Raw genomic sequence first — 17,222 nt, forward strand, 5'->3', positions numbered from 1 at the left:
TCCGTCGTTGTCTGTGTTGTCGTTCACCACTTGCGGTGCGCTCCTCGCCCCGCCGAGGCCATGCCGTCGGCAGGAATTCTCGTGTCGTGGCCGGGCGGTGACGTGGCACCTGCCCCTGACCACCGCGCCCTCTCACGGCGCGCCTTGTCGGACACGTCACGTTCGGTCACCCGGGGGTGTCGACCGACCTGCGGTCGTCGCCCTCGATGTCGTTCGTCGACGTGCTGTTCTTCGTGTCGCCTTGCTGGTTCGGAACTGGCCATCCGACGATGAGCGCCTGCGCTCTGGCCCGGATTCCGCTCGACCTGGTCGACCACGCGATCTCTCGCGTGACGACGACGGCCGGCACTGCCCGGTAAGCCTGGATCTCGGGGCCTGGGCCCCACGACTGGCTCGATTATCGCACGCCCACGTCGGTCCGGGGTCAAAGCGGACGCCCCGACGGCCCGTGCGATACTGCTGGACGTGACCGTCGAGACGCCTCGGGCCGTGACCCTGCCCACCGGCCGCACCCCGTTCGTCGCGGCCGTGCTGCTCGTCGTCGCCGGTCTCGGCGGACTCGTGGGGGCCTTCGCCCTGACCCTCGACAAGTTCCGACTGCTCGAGAACCCGGGCGCGGCGCTCGGCTGCGACGTCAACCCGTTCGTGGGCTGCTCACCCGTCATCAACAGCTGGCAGGCCTCGCTCTTCGGCTTCCCCAACCCGATCCTCGGCCTGATCGGCTTCGCGGCCCCCGTGGCGGTGGGCCTGGGCCTGCTCGCCGGTGCGCGCTTCGCCCGGTGGTTCTGGCTGGCCTTCAACCTCGGGCTGCTGCTCGCCTGGATCTTCATCACCTGGCTCTTCACCCAGACCGTGTTCGTCATCGGCGCGCTCTGCCCGTGGTGCATGCTCGTCTGGCTCTTCACCATCCCGCTGTTCTGGGTCTTCACGGTGTGGGGCGCGGCTCGCGGCGTAACCGTCCCCGACGGGCCGCTCCGACGTGCGGCGGCACGCTTCCTCCCCTACTCGTGGGTGCTGCCGGTGCTCAACTACATCGTCGTCGCCACGACCATCGTCGTCGTGTTCCCGTTGCTGCTGCCGACGCTGTTCGGGTGAGCCGCGCCTCCTCGCGTCCCCGGCTCGGGCCCACCCGCCCCGTCAGTCGCACTCAGGTCGCTCCCAGCCGAATCAGGGTCGGCCTCGCCAGTCTTGACCGACGACCCCCGAGCCACGACGAGGACTGATGACGCCACCCACCGACTCCCCCGCCAGCAAGAAGGAACGCCGAGAAGCAGCCCGCGAGAAGGCCCGCGTCACGCGCGAGGCCGAGGCCCGACGTCGACGACGCAACAAGTGGCTCCTGCAGGGCGGCCTGGTCGTGGGCGTCGTGGCGGTGCTCGCGATCGTCGCGCTCGTCATCACGCAGTCGATCAAGCCGGCCGGTCCCGGCCCTGCGAACATGGCGAGCGACGGCCTGGTGCTCGAGGGCTCGAACGGGGCGGTGACCGCCGTGCCGAGTGGCGCCCTCGCCGCCGACGCGACCCCGACCCCGGCCCCGAGCGCCTCGGGCGACGTGCCGTCGATCGTGGTCTACCTCGACTACATGTGCCCGTTCTGCGGCCAGTTCGACACGACGAACGCCCAGCAGCTCGACGAAGCCGTCTCGAGCGGTGCCGCCACCTTGGCGATCCACCCCATCGGGTTCCTCGACAACGCCTCGCAGGGCAGCCGGTACTCGACGCGGGCCGCCAACGCCTTCGCCTGCGTCGCGAACCACGAGCCCGACAAGGCGCTCGACGTCAACACCGCCCTGTTCGCGCAGCAACCCGAGGAGAACACCCGGGGCCTGACGAACGACGAGCTCGTCACCCTGGTGCAGGGTGCCGGGGCGACCGACGACCAGATCCCGTCGTGCATCAAGGCGGGCGACTTCGAGGACTGGGTCGCCTCGGCCACCCAGCGGGCGTTGAACGACCCGATCCCGAACTCGTCGCTCGACAAGCTCGCGAGCACCCCGCTCGTCCTGGTGAACGGCCAGCAGTACCAGGGCTCGTTGACCGACGCGAGCACCTTCGCGCAGTTCGTCGCCGAGGTGCAGAACGGCGCCCCGACCGGTGACACCAGCACGGGCGACACCGAGGGCTCGACGGCGACGCCGGCCCCCTGACGACGCGACCCGTCGACACGACCGAGCCCGCGCCTCCTGATGGACTCAGGAGGCGCGGGCTCGGTGGTCTCCGGCGTCACGCCGGTCGGCGGCTCAGAACCAGAGGGCCAGCTCGCGCGTGGCGCTCTCGGGGCTGTCGCTGCCGTGCACCAGGTTCTGCTGGACCTTCAGGCCCCAGTCGCGGCCGAGGTCGCCACGGATCGTTCCGGGGGCCGCGGTCGTCGGGTCGGTCGTGCCGGCGAGCGAGCGGAAGCCCGCGATGACGGCGTCGCCCGCGATGCGCAGCGCGACGGTCGGGCCGCTCTGCATGAACTCGACGAGGGGCTCGTAGAACGGCTTGCCCACGTGCTCCTCGTAGTGCTTCGCGAGCAGGTCGCGGTCGGCCTGCACGAGGCGGACGTCGACGAGCGAGTACCCCTTGGCCTCGATGCGGCGCAGGATCTCGCCGGTCAGGCCGCGGGCGACGCCGTCGGGCTTGACGAGGACGAGGGTTTCTTCGAGATCGGACATTGCTCCTCTTTCGGTGGGTGGCGGATGGCTCGGTGGGTGGCGGATGGCTCGCGGGCGGGCGCCCGGAGGACGGGTCGGTGGGTGTCGGCTCAGGCCACGTCACCGGGCGCGTCGCGCAGCCGGGCGGCGTTCATGCGGTCGAGCTGTGTGCCCTTGACGAGGCAGTAGGTCCAGATGGCCACGAACAAGGCGGCCACGACGAACATGACCGGATCGAGGAACCCACAGGCCACGAGACCCAGCTGGACGAGCCAGCCGAGGGCGACGCCCCACCGCCAGCGCAGGGTCTGCGAGATCAGCAGCGTCAGGACGATCGCGGCGAGGCCTCCGCCCCAGGCGACGCCGGCCGGCAGCAACTGCCGCCCGAAGACCACGAGGGTGACGAAGAACAGCGTCATGGCCTCGAGCACGAGGACGATCGAGAGCAGGCTCTCGGCCGCCCCACGACGTCGACGGGGGCGCGGCGCGCGCCCGCCGGCTCCGGCTCCGGCTCCGGCTCCGGCGGGAGGCGGTGGCGTCGTCACGAGAGCCCCTCGGGCTGCTGCGAGAGGGCGATGACGTCGCCGACCAGCGTGATCGACCCCGTCACGACGACGCCGCCGGGCTCGTCGCCCTCGACCTCGTCGGCCAGGTCGCGCGCCGTGCGCAGGGCCGCCACGAGGTCGGTCTCGACGACGACGCGGTCGGCACCCACGACGCCCACCGCGATGGCGGCGAGCTCGTCGGCGTCGATCGCCCGGTCGGACTTCGAGCTCGTCACGACGAACTGGGTGACCGTGGGCGCCAGGGCGCGGACGATGCCCGCGGCGTCCTTGTCGGCCAACACGCTGAGCACCGCGACGACGCCGCCGAACTGGAAGTAGTCGTCGAGGGCCTTGGCCAGGGCGCGGGCGCCGTGCGGGTTGTGCGCCGCGTCGACCAGGATCGTCGGCTCGTTGGCGACGATCTGCAGGCGGCCGGGCGACGTCGCACTCGCGAGTCCCTCGGCGAGCACCTCGTGGTCGAGCGGCTGCGACCCGCCGCCGAGGAAGGACTCGACGGCCGCGACCGCGACGGCGGCGTTCTGGGCCTGGTGGTCACCGAACTGCGGCAGGAGCAGGTCGTCGTACCGGCCCGCGAGCCCGCGGATCGTGACGACCTGGCCGCCGACGGCGACGGTGGTGGACTCGACGCCGAAGGCGGTGCCCTCGACCGCGAGCGACCCCTCGCTCAACTCGACGGCGCGTTCGAGTTCGACCAGGGCCTCGGGGGTCTGCGACGCCGAGACCACGGCGGCCGTGGGCTTGACGATCCCGGCCTTGGTGCGGGCGATCTCGGCCACGGTCGAGCCGAGACGGTTCTGGTGGTCGAGGGCGATGGGGGTGAAGACGGCGACCTGGCCGTCGGCCACGTTCGTGCTGTCCCATTCGCCCCCCATGCCGACCTCCAGCACGACCACGTCGGCGGGAGCGTCGGCGAAGCAGGCGAAGGCGAGCACCGTCAGGGCCTCGAAGAAGGTCAGGGTGGGCTCCCCCGACGCTTCGAGATCGGTGTCGACCATGGTCAGGTAGGGCTGGATGTCGTCCCAGTTGGCGACCAGGCGCTCGTCGCTGATCGGCTCGCCGTCGACCACGATGCGCTCGTTGAGGTGCACGAGGTGCGGGCTCGTCATGAGCCCGGTGCGCAGGCCGTGCGCCCGCAGGATGCTCTCGATCATCCGGCTGGTCGACGTCTTGCCGTTCGTGCCGGTGAGGTGGATCACCGGGTAGGCCCGCTGCGGGTCGCCCAACAGCTCGACGGCCCGCCGGGTCGGCTCGAGCCGCGGCTGCGGCGCCTGCTCGCCGATGCGTGCCAGCAGCTCGTCGTGGACGCGCTGCGCGCCGGCCGAGAACTCGCCTCCCTGCTCGTCGGCGGGGTCGCCCTGACGGTCGTTCTTCTTCGGGGTCATGCGCGTCGTACCTCCACGACGACGGCCGAGCCGGAGCCCGATCCGACGACGGTCTTCTCGGGCCGCTCGCCGACGCCCTCCTGGACGTCGACGATCAGCTCGGTGGTCAGGGTCTCGCGGGAGATCAGCTCACGGTGGGCCTCGACGGCGACCGCCGCGACGGCGTCGGTCGTGAGCGTCGTCACGATGCGGTCGGACACGTCGAGGTCGGCGGTCTTCCGGGCCTGCTGCACGGCACGCACGACGTCGCGGGCCAGGCCCTCGGCCTCGAGCTCGGGCGTGGTCGCGGTGTCGAGCAGCACGAAGCCGCCGTCGCCGACGAAGGCGAGAGCGCTCGACGCGTCGGCGACGGCCAGCTCGAGCGTGAACTCGCCGGGCAGCAACTCGACGCCGCCGACGACGACGTTCTCGCCCGCGGGCTGCCAGTCGCCCCTCTTCGCCGCCGGGATGACCTGCTGCACCTGCTTCCCGATGCGCGGACCGGCCGCCCGGGCGTTGACGGTGAGCTTGCGGGTGACGCCGTATTCTCCGAGGCTCTCCTCGGTCAGGCGGGTCACGACGACCTGCTTGACGTTGAGCTCGTCGCGCACGATGTCGGCGAACGCCTCAAGGCCCGCGGGGTCGGGCGTGACGACGGTCAGACGGGCCAACGGCAGGCGGACGCGCAGCCCCTGGGCCTTGCGCAGCGCCAGGCCGCTCGACGCGACCGCGCGAACGGCGTCCATCGCGGCCACGAGGGCGTCGTCGGCCGGGAACGCCGAGGCGTCGGGCCAGTCGGTCAGGTGCACCGAGCGACCCCCGGTGAGTCCCTTGTAGATCTCGTCCGCGACGAGGGGCGCGAGCGGGGCCGCGACCCGGGTGAGGGTCTCGAGCACCGTGAAGAGGGTGTCGAAGGCGTCGACGTCGTCGCCCGACCAGAACCGGTCACGCGAGCGTCGGACGTACCAGTTGGTCAGGACGTCGGCGAAGTCGCGCAGCGTCGCGGTGGCCCGCGGCGTGTCGAGGGCGTCGAGGGCCGCCTCGACGTCCGTGACCAGGAGGCGCGTCTTCGCCAGCAGGTAGCGGTCGAGGACGTCGCCCGAGTCGGTTCGCCACTGCGCGTCGTAACCGGGGGCGGCGTGACGACCCGCGCCTCCGGACGCCGCGTTGGCGTAGAGCGAGAAGAAGTACCAGGTGCTCCAGAGCGGCAGCAGGAACTGCCGGACGCCCTCGCGGATGCCCTCCTCGGTGACGACGAGGTTGCCGCCGCGGATCACCGAACTCGACATGAGGAACCAGCGCATGGCGTCGGCCCCGTCGCGGTCGAAGACCTCGCTGACGTCGGGGTAGTTGCGCAGGCTCTTCGACATCTTCTGACCGTCGGAGCCGAGCACGATGCCGTGGCTGACCACGTTCGAGAAGGCCGGGCGGTCGAACAACGCGGTGGAGAGCGTGTGCAGCGTGTAGAACCAGCCACGGGTCTGGCCGATGTACTCGACGATGAAGTCGGCAGGGCTGTGCTCGTCGAACCACTGCTGGTTCTCGAACGGGTAGTGCACCTGTGCGAACGGCATCGAGCCGCTGTCGAACCAGACGTCGAGGACGTCCTCGATGCGGCGCATCGTGCTCTGCCCGGTCGGGTCGTCGGGGTTCGGTCGGGTGAGCTCGTCGATGTAGGGGCGGTGCAGGTCGGGCTCGCCGTCGGCGTTGAGCGGCAGGCGGCCGAAGTCGGCCTCCATCTCGGCCAGCGAGCCGTAGACGTCGACGCGCGGGTAGGCGGGGTCGTCGCTCTTCCACACCGGGATCGGTGAACCCCAGTAGCGGTTGCGCGAGATCGACCAGTCGCGGGCGTTGCCGACCCACTTGCCGAACTGGCCGTCCTTGACGTTGTCGGGCACCCAGGTGATCTGCTGGTTCAGCTCGCCCATGCGGTCGCGGAACTCGGTGACGCGCACGAACCAGCTCGACACCGCCTTGTAGATCAGGGGGTTGCGGCAGCGCCAGCAGTGCGGGTAGCTGTGCTCGTAGCTGGCGAGGCGCACCAGGCGACCGTCGGCGCGGAGGCGCTGCACCAACGGCTTGTTGGCCTCGAAGACCTGGAGACCGGCGACCCCCAGCTCGTCGAACATCGGCAGGAAGCGCCCACCGTCGTCGACCGAGACGATCACGGGGATGCCCGCGGCGGCGCAGACCAGCTGGTCGTCCTCGCCGTAGGCAGGGGCCTGGTGCACGATGCCGGTGCCCTCGCCGGTGGCGACGTAGTCGGCGACCAGCACGCGCCAGGCGTTCTCGGTGCCCCAGGCCTCGGTGTCGGCGTAGACGTCCCAGATGCGGTCGTACTCGACGCCCTCGAGCTCGGCGCCGGTGAAGGTCGCGGTGACGGCGGCCTGGGCGGACTCGGCGGACTCGTAGCCCAGGTCGCGCGCGTAGGCGCCGAGCGTGTCGGCCGCGAGCAGGAACACGCTGCCGGTCAACAGCTCTTGGTCGCCGGTGCGCTCGCCCGGCAGGAGGGCGTGGGGCACGGTGACGTAGTCGATGGCCGGTCCCACGGCCAGCGCCATGTTGGTCGGGAGGGTCCACGGGGTGGTCGTCCAGGCCAGCGCCTCGACGCCGGTCAGGCCGAGCGCCTCGGCCTTGGCGCCGACGAGGGGGAAGGCGACGGTGACCGTCTGGTCCTGACGGTTCTTGTAGACGTCGTCGTCCATGCGCAGTTCGTGGTTGGACAAGGGGGTCTGGTCGTGCCAGCAATAGGGCAGCACACGGAAGCCCTCGTAGGCGAGTCCCTTGTCGTGCAGCTGCTTGAAGGCCCAGACGACGCTCTCCATGTAGTCGACGTCGAGGGTCTTGTAGTCGTGGTCGAAGTCGACCCAGCGCGCCTGGCGGGTGACGTACCGCTGCCATTCGTCGGTGTACTGCAGCACCGATCGGCGGGCGGCGGCGTTGAACACGTCGATGCCCATGTCGTCGATCTCGTGCTTCTCGGTCAGCCCGAGCTGACGCATCGCCTCGAGCTCGGCGGGCAGGCCGTGGGTGTCCCAGCCGAAGCGGCGGTGCACCTGCTTGCCGCGCATGGTCTGGTACCGCGGGAAGACGTCCTTGGCGTAGCCCGTCAGGAGGTGTCCGTAGTGCGGCAGGCCGTTGGCGAACGGCGGGCCGTCGTAGAAGACCCACTCGTCGCAACCCTCGCGTGCACGGATCGACTCGGCGAAGGTGTCGTCGCGCTTCCAGAAGGCGAGGACGCCGGTCTCGATCTCGGGGAATCGCGGGGAGGCGGGGACGCCGGTGGCGTCGGAACCCTTGGGGTAGGTCATCGGTTCTCCAGGTCGTGCGGTGGGTCGCCCCCGCTGCGCTGGCCGAGGGACCTTCTGACCACGAGGACGCCGTCCGGGTGCCTGACCCGGGTGGCGCGGTACCACCCCGCTTGCCGCCGTCGTCGTCCTCTCGGACGGCGACCGCGACCGCTCTGCTGCGGCTGTGACGGGCCTGCCCCGCCCGGTTCTACCGACGACCACCGGGCCTGGGCCCGCCGCTCGCTTTCTTCCGGGTGCTCCCCGGTGATGGCCGGATCGATGCGTGCTCGATCCTACCGTCAGAGCCGAGGAGGCGCGAGGCCGTCCCGAGGAGCAGGATCGAGGCCATGTCCTCCACCCCGTCCGACCCCCCGGTCAAGCCAGAGAGCACGGTCACCGTGATCGTGGCGTTCGTCGCCAACCTGCTGATCGCCGTCGCCAAGACGGTCGCCGCCTTCCTCACCGGTTCCGCGTCGATGGTGGCGGAGTCCGCGCACTCGTGGGCGGACACGGGCAACGAGATCTTCCTCTTCGTCGCCGACAAACGGGGCGTCAAGCGACGGGACGACGCGCATCCCCTCGGCTACGGGAAGGAGACCTACGTCTGGTCGATGTTCGCCGCGTTCGGCCTGTTCACCGTCGGCGCCGTCGTGTCCATCCAGCACGGCATCTCCCAGCTGACCGCCGACGAGGAGGCCGAGAACTACCTGATCAACTACGTCGTGCTGGCCATCGCCTTCGTGCTCGAGGGCACGTCCTTCCTGCAGGCGTTCCGTCAGGCCCGCGGATCGGCGGCCGAACGGCAGGTGCCGACGCTGCGGCACGTGCTGCGCAGTTCGAACTCGACCCTGCGGGCGGTGTTCGCCGAGGACGCGGCGGCCCTGATCGGCCTGCTGATCGCCTTCCTCGGGATCTTCCTGCACCAGGTCACCGGCTCGGCGGTGTTCGACGCGATCGGGTCCATCGCCGTCGGCGTGCTCCTGGGGGTGGTCGCGTTGGTGCTGATCGACCGCAACCGGCGGTTCCTCGTCGGCGAGAGCCCCTCGGACGAGCTCGAGTCGACCGTGCTCGAACGTCTGCTCGCGCGCCCCGAGATCGAGCGGGTCACCTACCTGCACACCGAGTTCGTCGGTCCGGGCCGGCTCTACCTGGTCGCCGCCGTCGACATGACGGGCGACGACCGCGAAGAGCACGTCGCCGTCGCCCTGCGCCGCGTCGAGCGGCAGCTCGAGGACCACGACGCCGTCGAGGAGGCCGTGCTCACCCTCTCGACGCCGGACGAGCCGAGCCTGACGCCCCGGAGGGCGTCCGACCCGGCTCGTCGCTGACGGCCGCGCTGCGGATCAGCCCCGGGAGGCGCGGCGCCGCGTGACGAGGACGGTCGCCGCCCCCAGACCCACGAGGACCATGCCGGCGAGACCCGCCCACGGAGTCGTCTCGGAGGAGCCCGTGTAGGCGAGGTCGGAGCGGTGCGCCACGGGGACGACATCCACGCCGACCGGGTTCACGGGCCGCGAGACGACCGGGATGACGGCGGGAGCGACCGGTGGCACCTCCGGAGCCGTCGCAGCCGGAGCGACCAGTGCGAATTCCACCACGACGGGTACGGACATGCGGCTGAACGGCGGACCCTCGAGACCGGCCAGGCCGTCACCGCGAGGCACGTACTGACTCACGAGCAGCCGCCACGACCCGTGAGGCAGGACCTCCAAGAAGCGGTAGGTACCGTCGGCGCCGACGCGGGGTGGGTCGTAGTCGTGACCCCACCCCTCTTGACCGCTCAAGGCTTCGACCGTGAAGGCGATGGCCGATCCGGGGACGCCCGTTCCGGCGATCGCGAACATACCCAGACCCGGGTACTCGGAGTCTGCCGTCACGATCGCACCGGTTCGGGGCGTGCTCACCGTCACGGCCGGGGACGTCGGGACGTCGATCCGGAAGTTCCGTGTCTCGTATCCGAGCAGGGCCCCTCGCGCGTCCGACACCACGACCGTGATCGCCTGATCGGCCGGCGCCTCGTCGGGCAGGTAGATCGTCTGCGTCATACGCGGTCCCGCGACCGTGGGCTCGTTGACGATCGGCTGTCCGGCCCCGTCGTACACGACGACGGCGATCGAGTCCTCCGTCGTGTCGATGACCAGTTCGTAGCCGAGCGTCGGGTACACCGCGCCTTCGACCGGGCTCACGAGCGAAAACGCCTCGGCCTGCGCAGCAAGGGGCGCCCCGTCATCCACCGGAGCGGCCTCGTCCACCGGAGCGGTCTCATCCACCGGAGCGGCCTCGTCCACCGGAGCGGCCTCGTCCACCGGAGCGGCCTCGTCCACCGGAGCGGCTCCCTCTACCGGAGCGGCCTGGTCGACCGGCTCGGCCGATGGCCCGGCCGTGGCAACGGGCTGCTCCGTGCTTCCCTGTCCGTCCTGGGGTTCCCCCACCGATCGGGGCGAGGCGGTCGCGACTTGCGCCTCGACGCTCCCGGGAACCGACGCCGCAGACGCCGCCTGTCCGCTCAGCGCGATGCCCCCCAGGGCGATGACGATGGCCGTCGACAGCGCGGTGGCGGTCGACACGGTCTTCTTCATGAGTGGTGTCCTCTTCAGTGAGTCAGGGTGGACCGGTCGCCCTGACCCACCCCGGGGCGACCGGTCGCCGTCCCGGTGATCCGGTCCGACGAGCACGACGTTAGCCACTGGGGGCGACGGATCCTCACGCCGTGACCAGGCCGTGACGAGAAGTCATCCGCAAGAGTGAGCCGCCCTCAACCCTTCGGCGCTGCACGGGCTCACCCTCTCGTTCGGGGGGTGATTTGTGACGCATCCCGTGGTCGCTTTCAGCCGCTTCATCGCGCCCTCGGCTACCGTGATGCAGTGCAAGCAGTCATCAAGCTCATCAGAGAGCACCCTTCCGCGGCGAGGTTCCTCGTCGTCGGGGGCATCGGCTTCGTGATCACCATGGTGATCAACTACGGGCTCAAGCTGTTCGTCATCCCTCAGCACCCCGTCACCGCCCTCGCGCTGGGCATCATCGTCGCGACGGTCTTCTCGTACTGGATGAACAAGAAGTGGTCGTTCGACGACCGGGGCGAGCGTCACACCGCCCACGAGATGTTGCTCTTCGTCATCGTCAGCGTCATCGGGGTCGGCCTCAACTCCGCGCCGCTCTACCTCTCGCGCTACGGATTCGGCCTCGAGGTGCCTAACGTCTCGCGCACCACGCAAGAGATCGCCGACTTCGTCAGCGGGCCGATCATCGGCACCATGCTCGCCATGGTGTTCCGGTACTGGGCGATGAACAAGTGGGTCTTCCCGAAGCGCGCCGAGCTCGTGGACGTCCTCTCGCCCACGTCCCCGTCGACGTCACCGACGCCGACGGTCTAGGCCGAGCGCGCCTCCCGGGCGTCGAGTCCGTCCGAGACGGGGCCCACGGCCGCCGCGACCACCGGCCCGAGGGGGCCGCGCGACACCCCGGCACGCGCCCAGTTCGCGATGGCGGCCGCCGCCGCCGCGATCAACGTCGAACCGATCACCTGTGCCGCGAGATCCGACCGATCCCGCCCCGACCGCTCGGCCACGTACGATGCGACCGCCCCCTGCTGACGCACGAACCGGACCGCGGCCGAGGCGACGAGGTCGTCGCCGAGGGCCATCGCCTCGGACTGGGTCAGGGCCCAGGGCACGCGCTCGGGGTCGTGGGCCTCGGCGAGCGCGACGAGTGCGGCCTCGACCGCGCGGACCGGCGACAGCTCGGAGGAGGCGCGCAGGAGGTCGCCGAGATCGGCGAGGCTCTGGTCGAGGTCGAGCCAGAAGAGGTCGGACTTGGCCTCGAAGTAGTTGAAGAACGTGCCACGGCTGACGCCGGCCCGACGGGCGATGTCGTCGACGGTCGTCCCGGCGTAGCCGTTCTCGAGGAACAACTCGGCCGCGGCGTCCGCCAGCATCTCGGCGGACGAGCGGCGAGGTCGGCCGACCGGCCGCCGAGGGCGGGTGGCGTCTGGTCCATCTGACATGGCCACCATCATGCCGCTAGACTCGACGGCGCACTTGTTGCACCCGGTCCACGAATGCCTCCTCGTCTCGGCGTCGTCGGATCCCACCCGACGTCCCGTCACTCCCCCGGAGCCCCATGCGCAGCCGCCTGCCCGTCCTGATCGCCGCCACCGCCGTCGCGAGCCTCGTGCTCGCCGGCTGCACGAGCGGGGGCGACCCCGACACCTCGTCCACCCCGGTCGCCGGGGGGACGCTGACCTACGCCTCGGGCGACGCCGAGCCGACCTGCCTCGACCCCCACGTCGGCGGCAACTACCCGCAGGCACTCGTGACGACGCAGTACCTCGAGTCGCTCGTCTCGAAGGACGCCAACGGCGACATCGTCCCGTGGCTGGCCGACTCGTGGCAAGAGGGCTCCGACGGCCTCAGCTGGACCTTCACGCTCAAGGACGGCGTCTCGTTCACCGACGGCACCCCCTTCGACGCCACCGCCGTGGCGGCCAACGTCGCCCATCTGCAGGACCCCGCGACGCTGTCGTCGACCGGGTACCTCGCCCTCGGGAAGGTCACCGGCGTCGAGGCGGTCGACGCGCGCACGGCACGCTTCGACCTGAGCGAGCCCGACAGCGCCCTGCTCGAGTCCCTCTCACAGCCCTGGCTCGCGATGGAGTCACCCGAGGCCCTGACCCGGAGCCAGGAGGTCAACTGCGAGTCACCGGTCGGCACCGGCCCGTTCGCGGTCGAGTCGTGGACCAAGCAGCAACAGGTCGTGCTCACCCGCAACGACGACTACAGCTCGCCGCCGGCCGATGCCGGGCACCAGGGGCCCGCCCACCTCGACGAGGTCGTCTGGCGCTTCATCCCCGACTCGGCGTCCCGCTACGCCGCGCTGCAGGCCGGCCAGGTCGACGTGATCGACAACGCCCAGCCCGACACCCTCGTCGCCGCGGCGAAGGACGACTCGCTCGACGAGATCGACGCCCCGCGCCCCGGCGCCTCCAACCGCATCGAGCTCAACGCCGGCAAGGCGCCCTTCGACGACGCGAGCGTCCGCGAGGCGTTCATCCGCGGTGTCGACGTCGACTCGGGCATCGACTCGCTGTTCTTCGGCACGGCGAAGCGGTCGTACAGTCCGCTGTCGAGCGTCGAGCCCCTGGCGTTCTCCGACGAGTCGCTCTTCGACGTCGACACCGACGCGGCGAACGACCTGCTCGACGAGGCGGGGTGGACCACCCGCGACGCGGACGGGTACCGCACGAAGGACGGCGTGCGACTCGCCGCGACCTTCCCCGTGAGCACGAACCAGTCGATCCCCGCCGAGCAGTCGCTGTTCGAGCAGGTCCAGGCCGGCGCGAAAGACCTGGGCTTCGACGTCACCCTCGAACCCCTCGACCTCTCGAGCTGGTACGGCGCCCTCGCGGCGAACGAGTACGACCTGGTGAGCGCGCCCTACACGAAGGTCGGCCCCGACGTGCTGCGCATCCTCTACGACAGCGACGGCATCACCCCCGCCCCGAGCGGCTACTTCGCCAACCTCTCGCAGACGAGCGACCCGGCCCTCGACGACCTGTTGACCCGCGCCTCCCGGACGAGCGACGCCGACGAGCGCGCCGACCTCTACCAGCAGGCCCAGCAGACCATCCTCGAGGGATGGCACGTCCTGCCGCTGTACGACCAGCAGAACCACTACCTGGTGCGCTCGGCCGTCCAGGGCGTCCGGGCCCTGCCGACGGTCCAGGCACCGACGATGTACGACGCCTACAAGACGAGCTGATCGAGTGCGTCCGGGGCGGTGGCGACGGGCGGGTCGGTGGCTCGTCGGCCGCCTGCTCGGCGCGCTCTTCGTGCTCTGGGCCGTCGCGACGCTGATCTTCTTCGCCATCCGGCTCGTCCCGGGCGACCCGGCCGAGGCGATCCTCGGCGGTCCGGGGTCGCAGGCCTCGGCCGAGGCCCTCGACTCCGTCCGTCGGCAATACGGCCTGGACCAGCCGTTGTTCGTGCAGTACCTCGCGCAGCTCGGACGGCTCGCCACGGGCGACCTCGGGACGTCGTACTCGCTGCGGACCGACGTCGGCCGGTTGCTGCTCGACCAGTTGCCGGGCACGATCGGTCTCGCGCTCCTCGCCCTGGTGGTGGCCTGGTCGATCGCGATCGTGACGGCCTGGTGGGCGACCCTCGGCGGCCGGATCGCCTCCGCGGTGTCGTCGGGTCTCGAGGTCGTCGCCTCGGCCGTGCCGCACTTCTGGCTGGCGAGTCTGCTCATCCTCGTCTTCAGCACCCGGCTCGGGCTGCTGCCCCCGGTGAGCACGGGAACCCCCGCGGGACTCGTCCTGCCGGTCGTCACCCTGGCGATCCCCGTCGCCGGGTTCCTCGGGCAGGTCACCCGCGACTCGCTGCTCGACGCGGCGGCCACCCCGTTCGCCCTCTCGGCACGTGCCCGGGGCGAGGGCCCGTCGGGACTCTTCGTCCGCCACCTGCTCCGACACGCGGCGCTGCCCGGGCTCGCCCTGTCGGGCTGGGCCTTCGGCTCGTTGCTCAGCGGCGCGGTCGTGGTCGAGTCGGTCTTCGCCCGCCCGGGTCTCGGTCGCACCCTGCTCGGCGCGGTCACGCTGCGCGACATCCCGCTCGTGACCGGCGTCGCCCTGGTCTCCGCGCTCGCCTACGTCGTCGTGGTCGCGCTCGGCGACCTGGCCGAACGCGCGGTCGACCCGAGAGGACGCGCGGCATGACGGCGCTGCCCGACCTGCCCCGGGGTGCCGACCCGGCCCGCGCCTCCTCGTCCCGCACCACCCGGCGGCGCCTGCCGCTCGGCCCGACCGAACTCGCGGCGGCCGCACTGCTCTCGCTGCTGGTCGTGATGGCGGTCGCACCGGGCCTGTTGGCCCCCGCCGACCCGCTCGCCGTGTCGCCGACCGACGCGTTCGCCGGTCCGTCGCTCGCGCACCCGTTCGGCACCGACGAGTCGGGGCGAGGCGTGTGGACCCGCGTCGTCCACGGAGCCGGTGCCTCGCTGACGATCGGCCTCGTCGCCACGATGATCGGGACGGGACTCGGCGTGGTCCTCGGCGTCCTGGCGGGCCTCGGCGGTCGCGGCCTCGTCGGCCGCGCGACCGACGCCGGCGTGAGCCGCGTCCTCGAGGTGCTCTTCGCCCTGCCCGGCCTCTTGCTGGCGCTCGTCGTCATCGCCTTCACCGGGCCGGGGGCCGTGCCGGCGACGATCGCCGTCGGCCTCGCGACCGCGCCGGGGTACGCGCGGATCGTCCGCAGCCAGGTGGCGGCCGTCCGCCGGTCGCCGATGGTCGAGGCCGCGACCGTGCTCGGCCGTCGCCCCGGGCTCGTCCTCGTGCGTCACGTGCTGCCGAACGCCCTCGCCCCCGTGGTCGTGCTCGCCACGCTGGGCCTCGGTCAGGCCGTGGTCTGGGCCTCGTCGCTGAGCTACCTCGGGCTGGGGTCGCCACCCCCGGCACCCGAGTGGGGCGCGATGCTCTCGGCCGGGCGCACGTACCTCGCGGTCGCCTGGTGGATGACCGTCTTCCCGGGGCTCGCCGTCGTGGTGACGGCCGCGTCGGCCACCGTGCTGGGCCGAGGTCTCGCACGACGCGGACGAGGAGGACGACGATGACCACGGACCCGCTGGCGACCGGCGCCGCTCCCCGCGACCGGCACCGCGCCTCCTCGGACGACCTGGTCGTCGACCGCCTGCATGTCACCTTCGGTGGGGTGACGGCCGTCGACGACGTGTCGTTCTCGATGGGTCGCGGCGAATGCGTGGCCCTGGTCGGCGAGTCCGGCTCGGGCAAGAGCGTGACCGCGCGGGCCCTGCTCGGGCTGACCGGTGGCACCGTGACGGCCGACGCCCTGCGGCTCGGTGACGACGACCTGCTCACCCTGTCCGAACGGGGCTGGCGTCGGCTGCGGGGACCGCGCATCGGACTCGTGCTGCAGGACGCCCTGGTCTCGCTCGACCCCCTGCGCCCGGTCGGCCGCGAGATCGACGACGCGCTACGACTGCACACGCGACTCTCGCCGGCCGCCCGCCGAGCCCGCGTGCGGGAGGCCCTCACCGAGGTCGGCATGCCCGACCCCGACGTGCGCCGGGGGCTGCGGTCGGGCGAGCTGTCGGGCGGACTGCGGCAGCGGGCGCTCATCGCCGCGGCCCTCGCCCTGCGACCCGGCGTGATCGTCGCCGACGAGCCCACCACCGCCCTCGACGCCGAGGTGCAGCGTCTCGTCGTCGACCGACTCGCCGCCCTGCGCGACACGGGCACGGCCGTCCTCGCGATCAGTCACGACCTCGGGGTCGTCCGGCGCCTGGCCGACCGCGTGGTCGTGATGCGCGACGGGCACGTCGTCGAGCAGGGTGACACGGCGACCGTGCTCGACTCGCCGCAGGCCGACTACACGCGCATGCTCATCGCCGCCCTGCCGGGAGGGGCCCCGCGGGGTCGCCGCCTCTCCGCCCCCACGACCTCCGACGGCGCGGACGCAGGAGGCGCGCCCGCGTCGACGACGCCGGTCACCTCCGACGCGCCCGGCCCAGGAGGCGCTCCCGGCCCGTCGACGCCGGTCGCGGCGACGACTCCCCCGTCCGGCCCCGTCCTCCTGGCGACGGGCCTGCGCCGGGTCTTCCCGGGGCGCCGGGGGCCCGACCGGGTCGCCGTGGACGACGTCTCGCTCTCGCTCGGGGCCGGCGAGACGCTCGGCCTCGTCGGCGCGTCGGGCTCGGGCAAGACGACGACGGCCCGCCTGCTGCTCGGCCTCGACGACCCCGACGCCGGGACGGTCGACCTGCTCGGCACGTCCTGGGCCCCGGCCCGCGAGCGCGACCGTCGTCCCCGCCGCGGCGACCTCGGCGCCGTCTACCAGGACCCCTCGAGCTCGTTCGACCCCCGGTTCACGGTCGGCCGTCTGCTGGCCGACGCGCTGACGTCGGGCCGCAGCACGCGCCTCGGTCCCGTCGAGCCCGACGTCGTCGCCCTGCTGGCACGGGTCGGACTCGACGCCGACACGGTGACGCGGCGGCCCGACACCCTGTCGGGCGGACAGCGGCAGCGGGTGGCGATCGCGCGCGCGCTGGCCCCGAGGCCCCGCGTGATCGTCTGCGACGAGCCGGTCTCGGCCCTCGACGTCTCGGTCCAGGCCCAGGTGCTCGACCTCCTCGACGAACTGCAGCGACAGGACGGGCTCGCCTACGTCTTCATCTCGCACGACCTGGACGTCGTCGAGCACATGTCCGATCGCGTGGCCGTGATGCACGAGGGCCGGGTCGTCGAGCAGGGCCGCACGGCCGACGTGTTCTCCGCGCCGCAGCACGCCCACACCCGCGCCCTGCTCGCCGCCCGCCCCTAGCCGGCCCCTGCCCCTAGCCGGGCCCTACCCCGGGGCGG

The 17,222-nt window shown here is 71.9% G+C and carries 15 protein-coding genes; 9 read left to right on the top strand and 6 right to left on the bottom strand.

Translation table 11 applies throughout. The annotated features are described in order from the left end of the window. Nucleotides 1–176 precede the first annotated feature (176 nt). From QRN23_RS14910 to QRN23_RS14920, 3 genes are all read left to right on the top strand, one after another. Nucleotides 177–359, top strand: a complete 183-nt coding sequence (locus tag QRN23_RS14910) for a hypothetical protein (protein WP_056048330.1) — start codon at nucleotides 177–179, stop codon at nucleotides 357–359. Between the two features lie 106 nt (nucleotides 360–465). Continuing rightward, nucleotides 466–1,095, top strand: coding sequence for a vitamin K epoxide reductase family protein (locus QRN23_RS14915; protein ID WP_233568524.1), 630 nt, complete (start codon nucleotides 466–468; stop codon nucleotides 1,093–1,095). Nucleotides 1,096–1,222: 127 nt separating this feature from the next. After that, entirely contained in the window at nucleotides 1,223–2,146 is a 924-nt protein-coding gene (locus tag QRN23_RS14920; protein WP_285063965.1) for a DsbA family protein, read from the top strand. A gap of 93 nt (nucleotides 2,147–2,239) precedes the next feature. Here the strand turns inward: QRN23_RS14920 and ndk are convergent, their stop codons facing one another. The 4 genes from ndk to ileS all read right to left on the bottom strand — a co-directional run bounded on the left by ndk (nucleotide 2,240) and on the right by ileS (nucleotide 7,873). Beyond that, nucleotides 2,240–2,656 (bottom strand): nucleoside-diphosphate kinase, encoded by a 417-nt coding sequence (gene ndk, locus QRN23_RS14925; RefSeq protein WP_056048334.1) that lies wholly within the window; start codon nucleotides 2,654–2,656, stop codon nucleotides 2,240–2,242. Between the two features lie 89 nt (nucleotides 2,657–2,745). Further along, entirely contained in the window at nucleotides 2,746–3,180 is a 435-nt protein-coding gene (locus QRN23_RS14930) for a DUF4233 domain-containing protein (protein WP_285063966.1), read from the bottom strand. Next, complete coding sequence (locus QRN23_RS14935; RefSeq protein WP_285063967.1) at nucleotides 3,177–4,583, bottom strand: bifunctional folylpolyglutamate synthase/dihydrofolate synthase; 1,407 nt, start codon at nucleotides 4,581–4,583, stop codon at nucleotides 3,177–3,179. Before QRN23_RS14935 ends, QRN23_RS14930 begins: the two co-directional genes overlap by 4 nt. Beyond that, nucleotides 4,580–7,873 carry an isoleucine--tRNA ligase gene (gene ileS / locus QRN23_RS14940; protein WP_285063968.1) on the bottom strand — a complete coding sequence of 1,098 codons (3,294 nt, stop codon included), beginning with the start codon at nucleotides 7,871–7,873 and terminating at the stop codon, nucleotides 4,580–4,582. Before ileS ends, QRN23_RS14935 begins: the two co-directional genes overlap by 4 nt. Before the next feature lie 326 nt (nucleotides 7,874–8,199). Here ileS and QRN23_RS14945 point away from each other — a divergent pair, with 326 nt between their 5' ends. Then, entirely contained in the window at nucleotides 8,200–9,180 is a 981-nt protein-coding gene (locus QRN23_RS14945; protein WP_123571849.1) for a cation diffusion facilitator family transporter, read from the top strand. Between the two features lie 15 nt (nucleotides 9,181–9,195). On the opposite strand, the gene QRN23_RS14950 is transcribed toward QRN23_RS14945, so the two are convergent. Continuing rightward, a complete protein-coding gene (locus QRN23_RS14950) occupies nucleotides 9,196–10,431 on the bottom strand; it encodes an LAETG motif-containing sortase-dependent surface protein (protein ID WP_285063969.1) in 1,236 nt (411 codons plus the stop codon). A gap of 285 nt (nucleotides 10,432–10,716) precedes the next feature. Between QRN23_RS14950 and QRN23_RS14955 the strand changes: the two genes are divergently transcribed. Then, nucleotides 10,717–11,226: a GtrA family protein gene (locus tag QRN23_RS14955; protein ID WP_056048350.1), complete on the top strand. Its 510-nt coding sequence runs from the start codon at nucleotides 10,717–10,719 to the stop codon at nucleotides 11,224–11,226. Here the strand turns inward: QRN23_RS14955 and QRN23_RS14960 are convergent. Beyond that, a complete protein-coding gene (locus QRN23_RS14960) occupies nucleotides 11,223–11,855 on the bottom strand; it encodes a TetR/AcrR family transcriptional regulator (protein WP_285063970.1) in 633 nt (210 codons plus the stop codon). The genes QRN23_RS14955 and QRN23_RS14960 overlap by 4 nt on opposite strands. Nucleotides 11,856–11,971: 116 nt before the next feature. Between QRN23_RS14960 and QRN23_RS14965 the strand changes: the two genes are divergently transcribed. The 4 genes from QRN23_RS14965 to QRN23_RS14980 are packed head-to-tail and all read left to right on the top strand — an operon-like array spanning nucleotide 11,972 to nucleotide 17,184. Continuing rightward, entirely contained in the window at nucleotides 11,972–13,609 is a 1,638-nt protein-coding gene (locus tag QRN23_RS14965) for an ABC transporter substrate-binding protein (RefSeq protein ID WP_285063971.1), read from the top strand. A gap of 4 nt (nucleotides 13,610–13,613) precedes the next feature. Then, nucleotides 13,614–14,564, top strand: coding sequence for an ABC transporter permease (locus QRN23_RS14970; protein WP_285063972.1), 951 nt, complete (start codon nucleotides 13,614–13,616; stop codon nucleotides 14,562–14,564). Further along, complete coding sequence (locus QRN23_RS14975) at nucleotides 14,561–15,457, top strand: ABC transporter permease (protein ID WP_502874823.1); 897 nt, start codon at nucleotides 14,561–14,563, stop codon at nucleotides 15,455–15,457. Before QRN23_RS14970 ends, QRN23_RS14975 begins: the two co-directional genes overlap by 4 nt. Next, nucleotides 15,454–17,184 (top strand): dipeptide ABC transporter ATP-binding protein, encoded by a 1,731-nt coding sequence (locus QRN23_RS14980; RefSeq protein ID WP_285063973.1) that lies wholly within the window; start codon nucleotides 15,454–15,456, stop codon nucleotides 17,182–17,184. The genes QRN23_RS14975 and QRN23_RS14980 overlap by 4 nt, the downstream gene beginning before the upstream one ends. Nucleotides 17,185–17,222 lie beyond the last annotated feature (38 nt).

The sequence above is a fragment of the Frigoribacterium sp. ME-P-080 genome (genome assembly GCF_030209595.1).
In the GTDB taxonomy this organism is placed as follows: domain Bacteria; phylum Actinomycetota; class Actinomycetes; order Actinomycetales; family Microbacteriaceae; genus Frigoribacterium.

Bases quoted from the DNA above. Each gene is read 5' to 3' on its own strand.
- QRN23_RS14920 (WP_285063965.1), top strand. From the start codon at position 1,223: ATGACGCCACCCACCGACTCCCCCGCCAGCAAGAAGGAACGCCGAGAA.
- ndk (WP_056048334.1), bottom strand. From the start codon at position 2,656: ATGTCCGATCTCGAAGAAACCCTCGTCCTCGTCAAGCCCGACGGCGTC.
- QRN23_RS14935 (WP_285063967.1), bottom strand. From the start codon at position 4,583: ATGACCCCGAAGAAGAACGACCGTCAGGGCGACCCCGCCGACGAGCAG.
- ileS (WP_285063968.1), bottom strand. From the start codon at position 7,873: ATGACCTACCCCAAGGGTTCCGACGCCACCGGCGTCCCCGCCTCCCCG.
- QRN23_RS14945 (WP_123571849.1), top strand. From the start codon at position 8,200: ATGTCCTCCACCCCGTCCGACCCCCCGGTCAAGCCAGAGAGCACGGTC.
- QRN23_RS14950 (WP_285063969.1), bottom strand. From the start codon at position 10,431: ATGAAGAAGACCGTGTCGACCGCCACCGCGCTGTCGACGGCCATCGTC.
- QRN23_RS14960 (WP_285063970.1), bottom strand. From the start codon at position 11,855: ATGTCAGATGGACCAGACGCCACCCGCCCTCGGCGGCCGGTCGGCCGA.
- QRN23_RS14965 (WP_285063971.1), top strand. From the start codon at position 11,972: ATGCGCAGCCGCCTGCCCGTCCTGATCGCCGCCACCGCCGTCGCGAGC.
- QRN23_RS14975 (WP_502874823.1), top strand. From the start codon at position 14,561: ATGACGGCGCTGCCCGACCTGCCCCGGGGTGCCGACCCGGCCCGCGCC.
- QRN23_RS14980 (WP_285063973.1), top strand. From the start codon at position 15,454: ATGACCACGGACCCGCTGGCGACCGGCGCCGCTCCCCGCGACCGGCAC.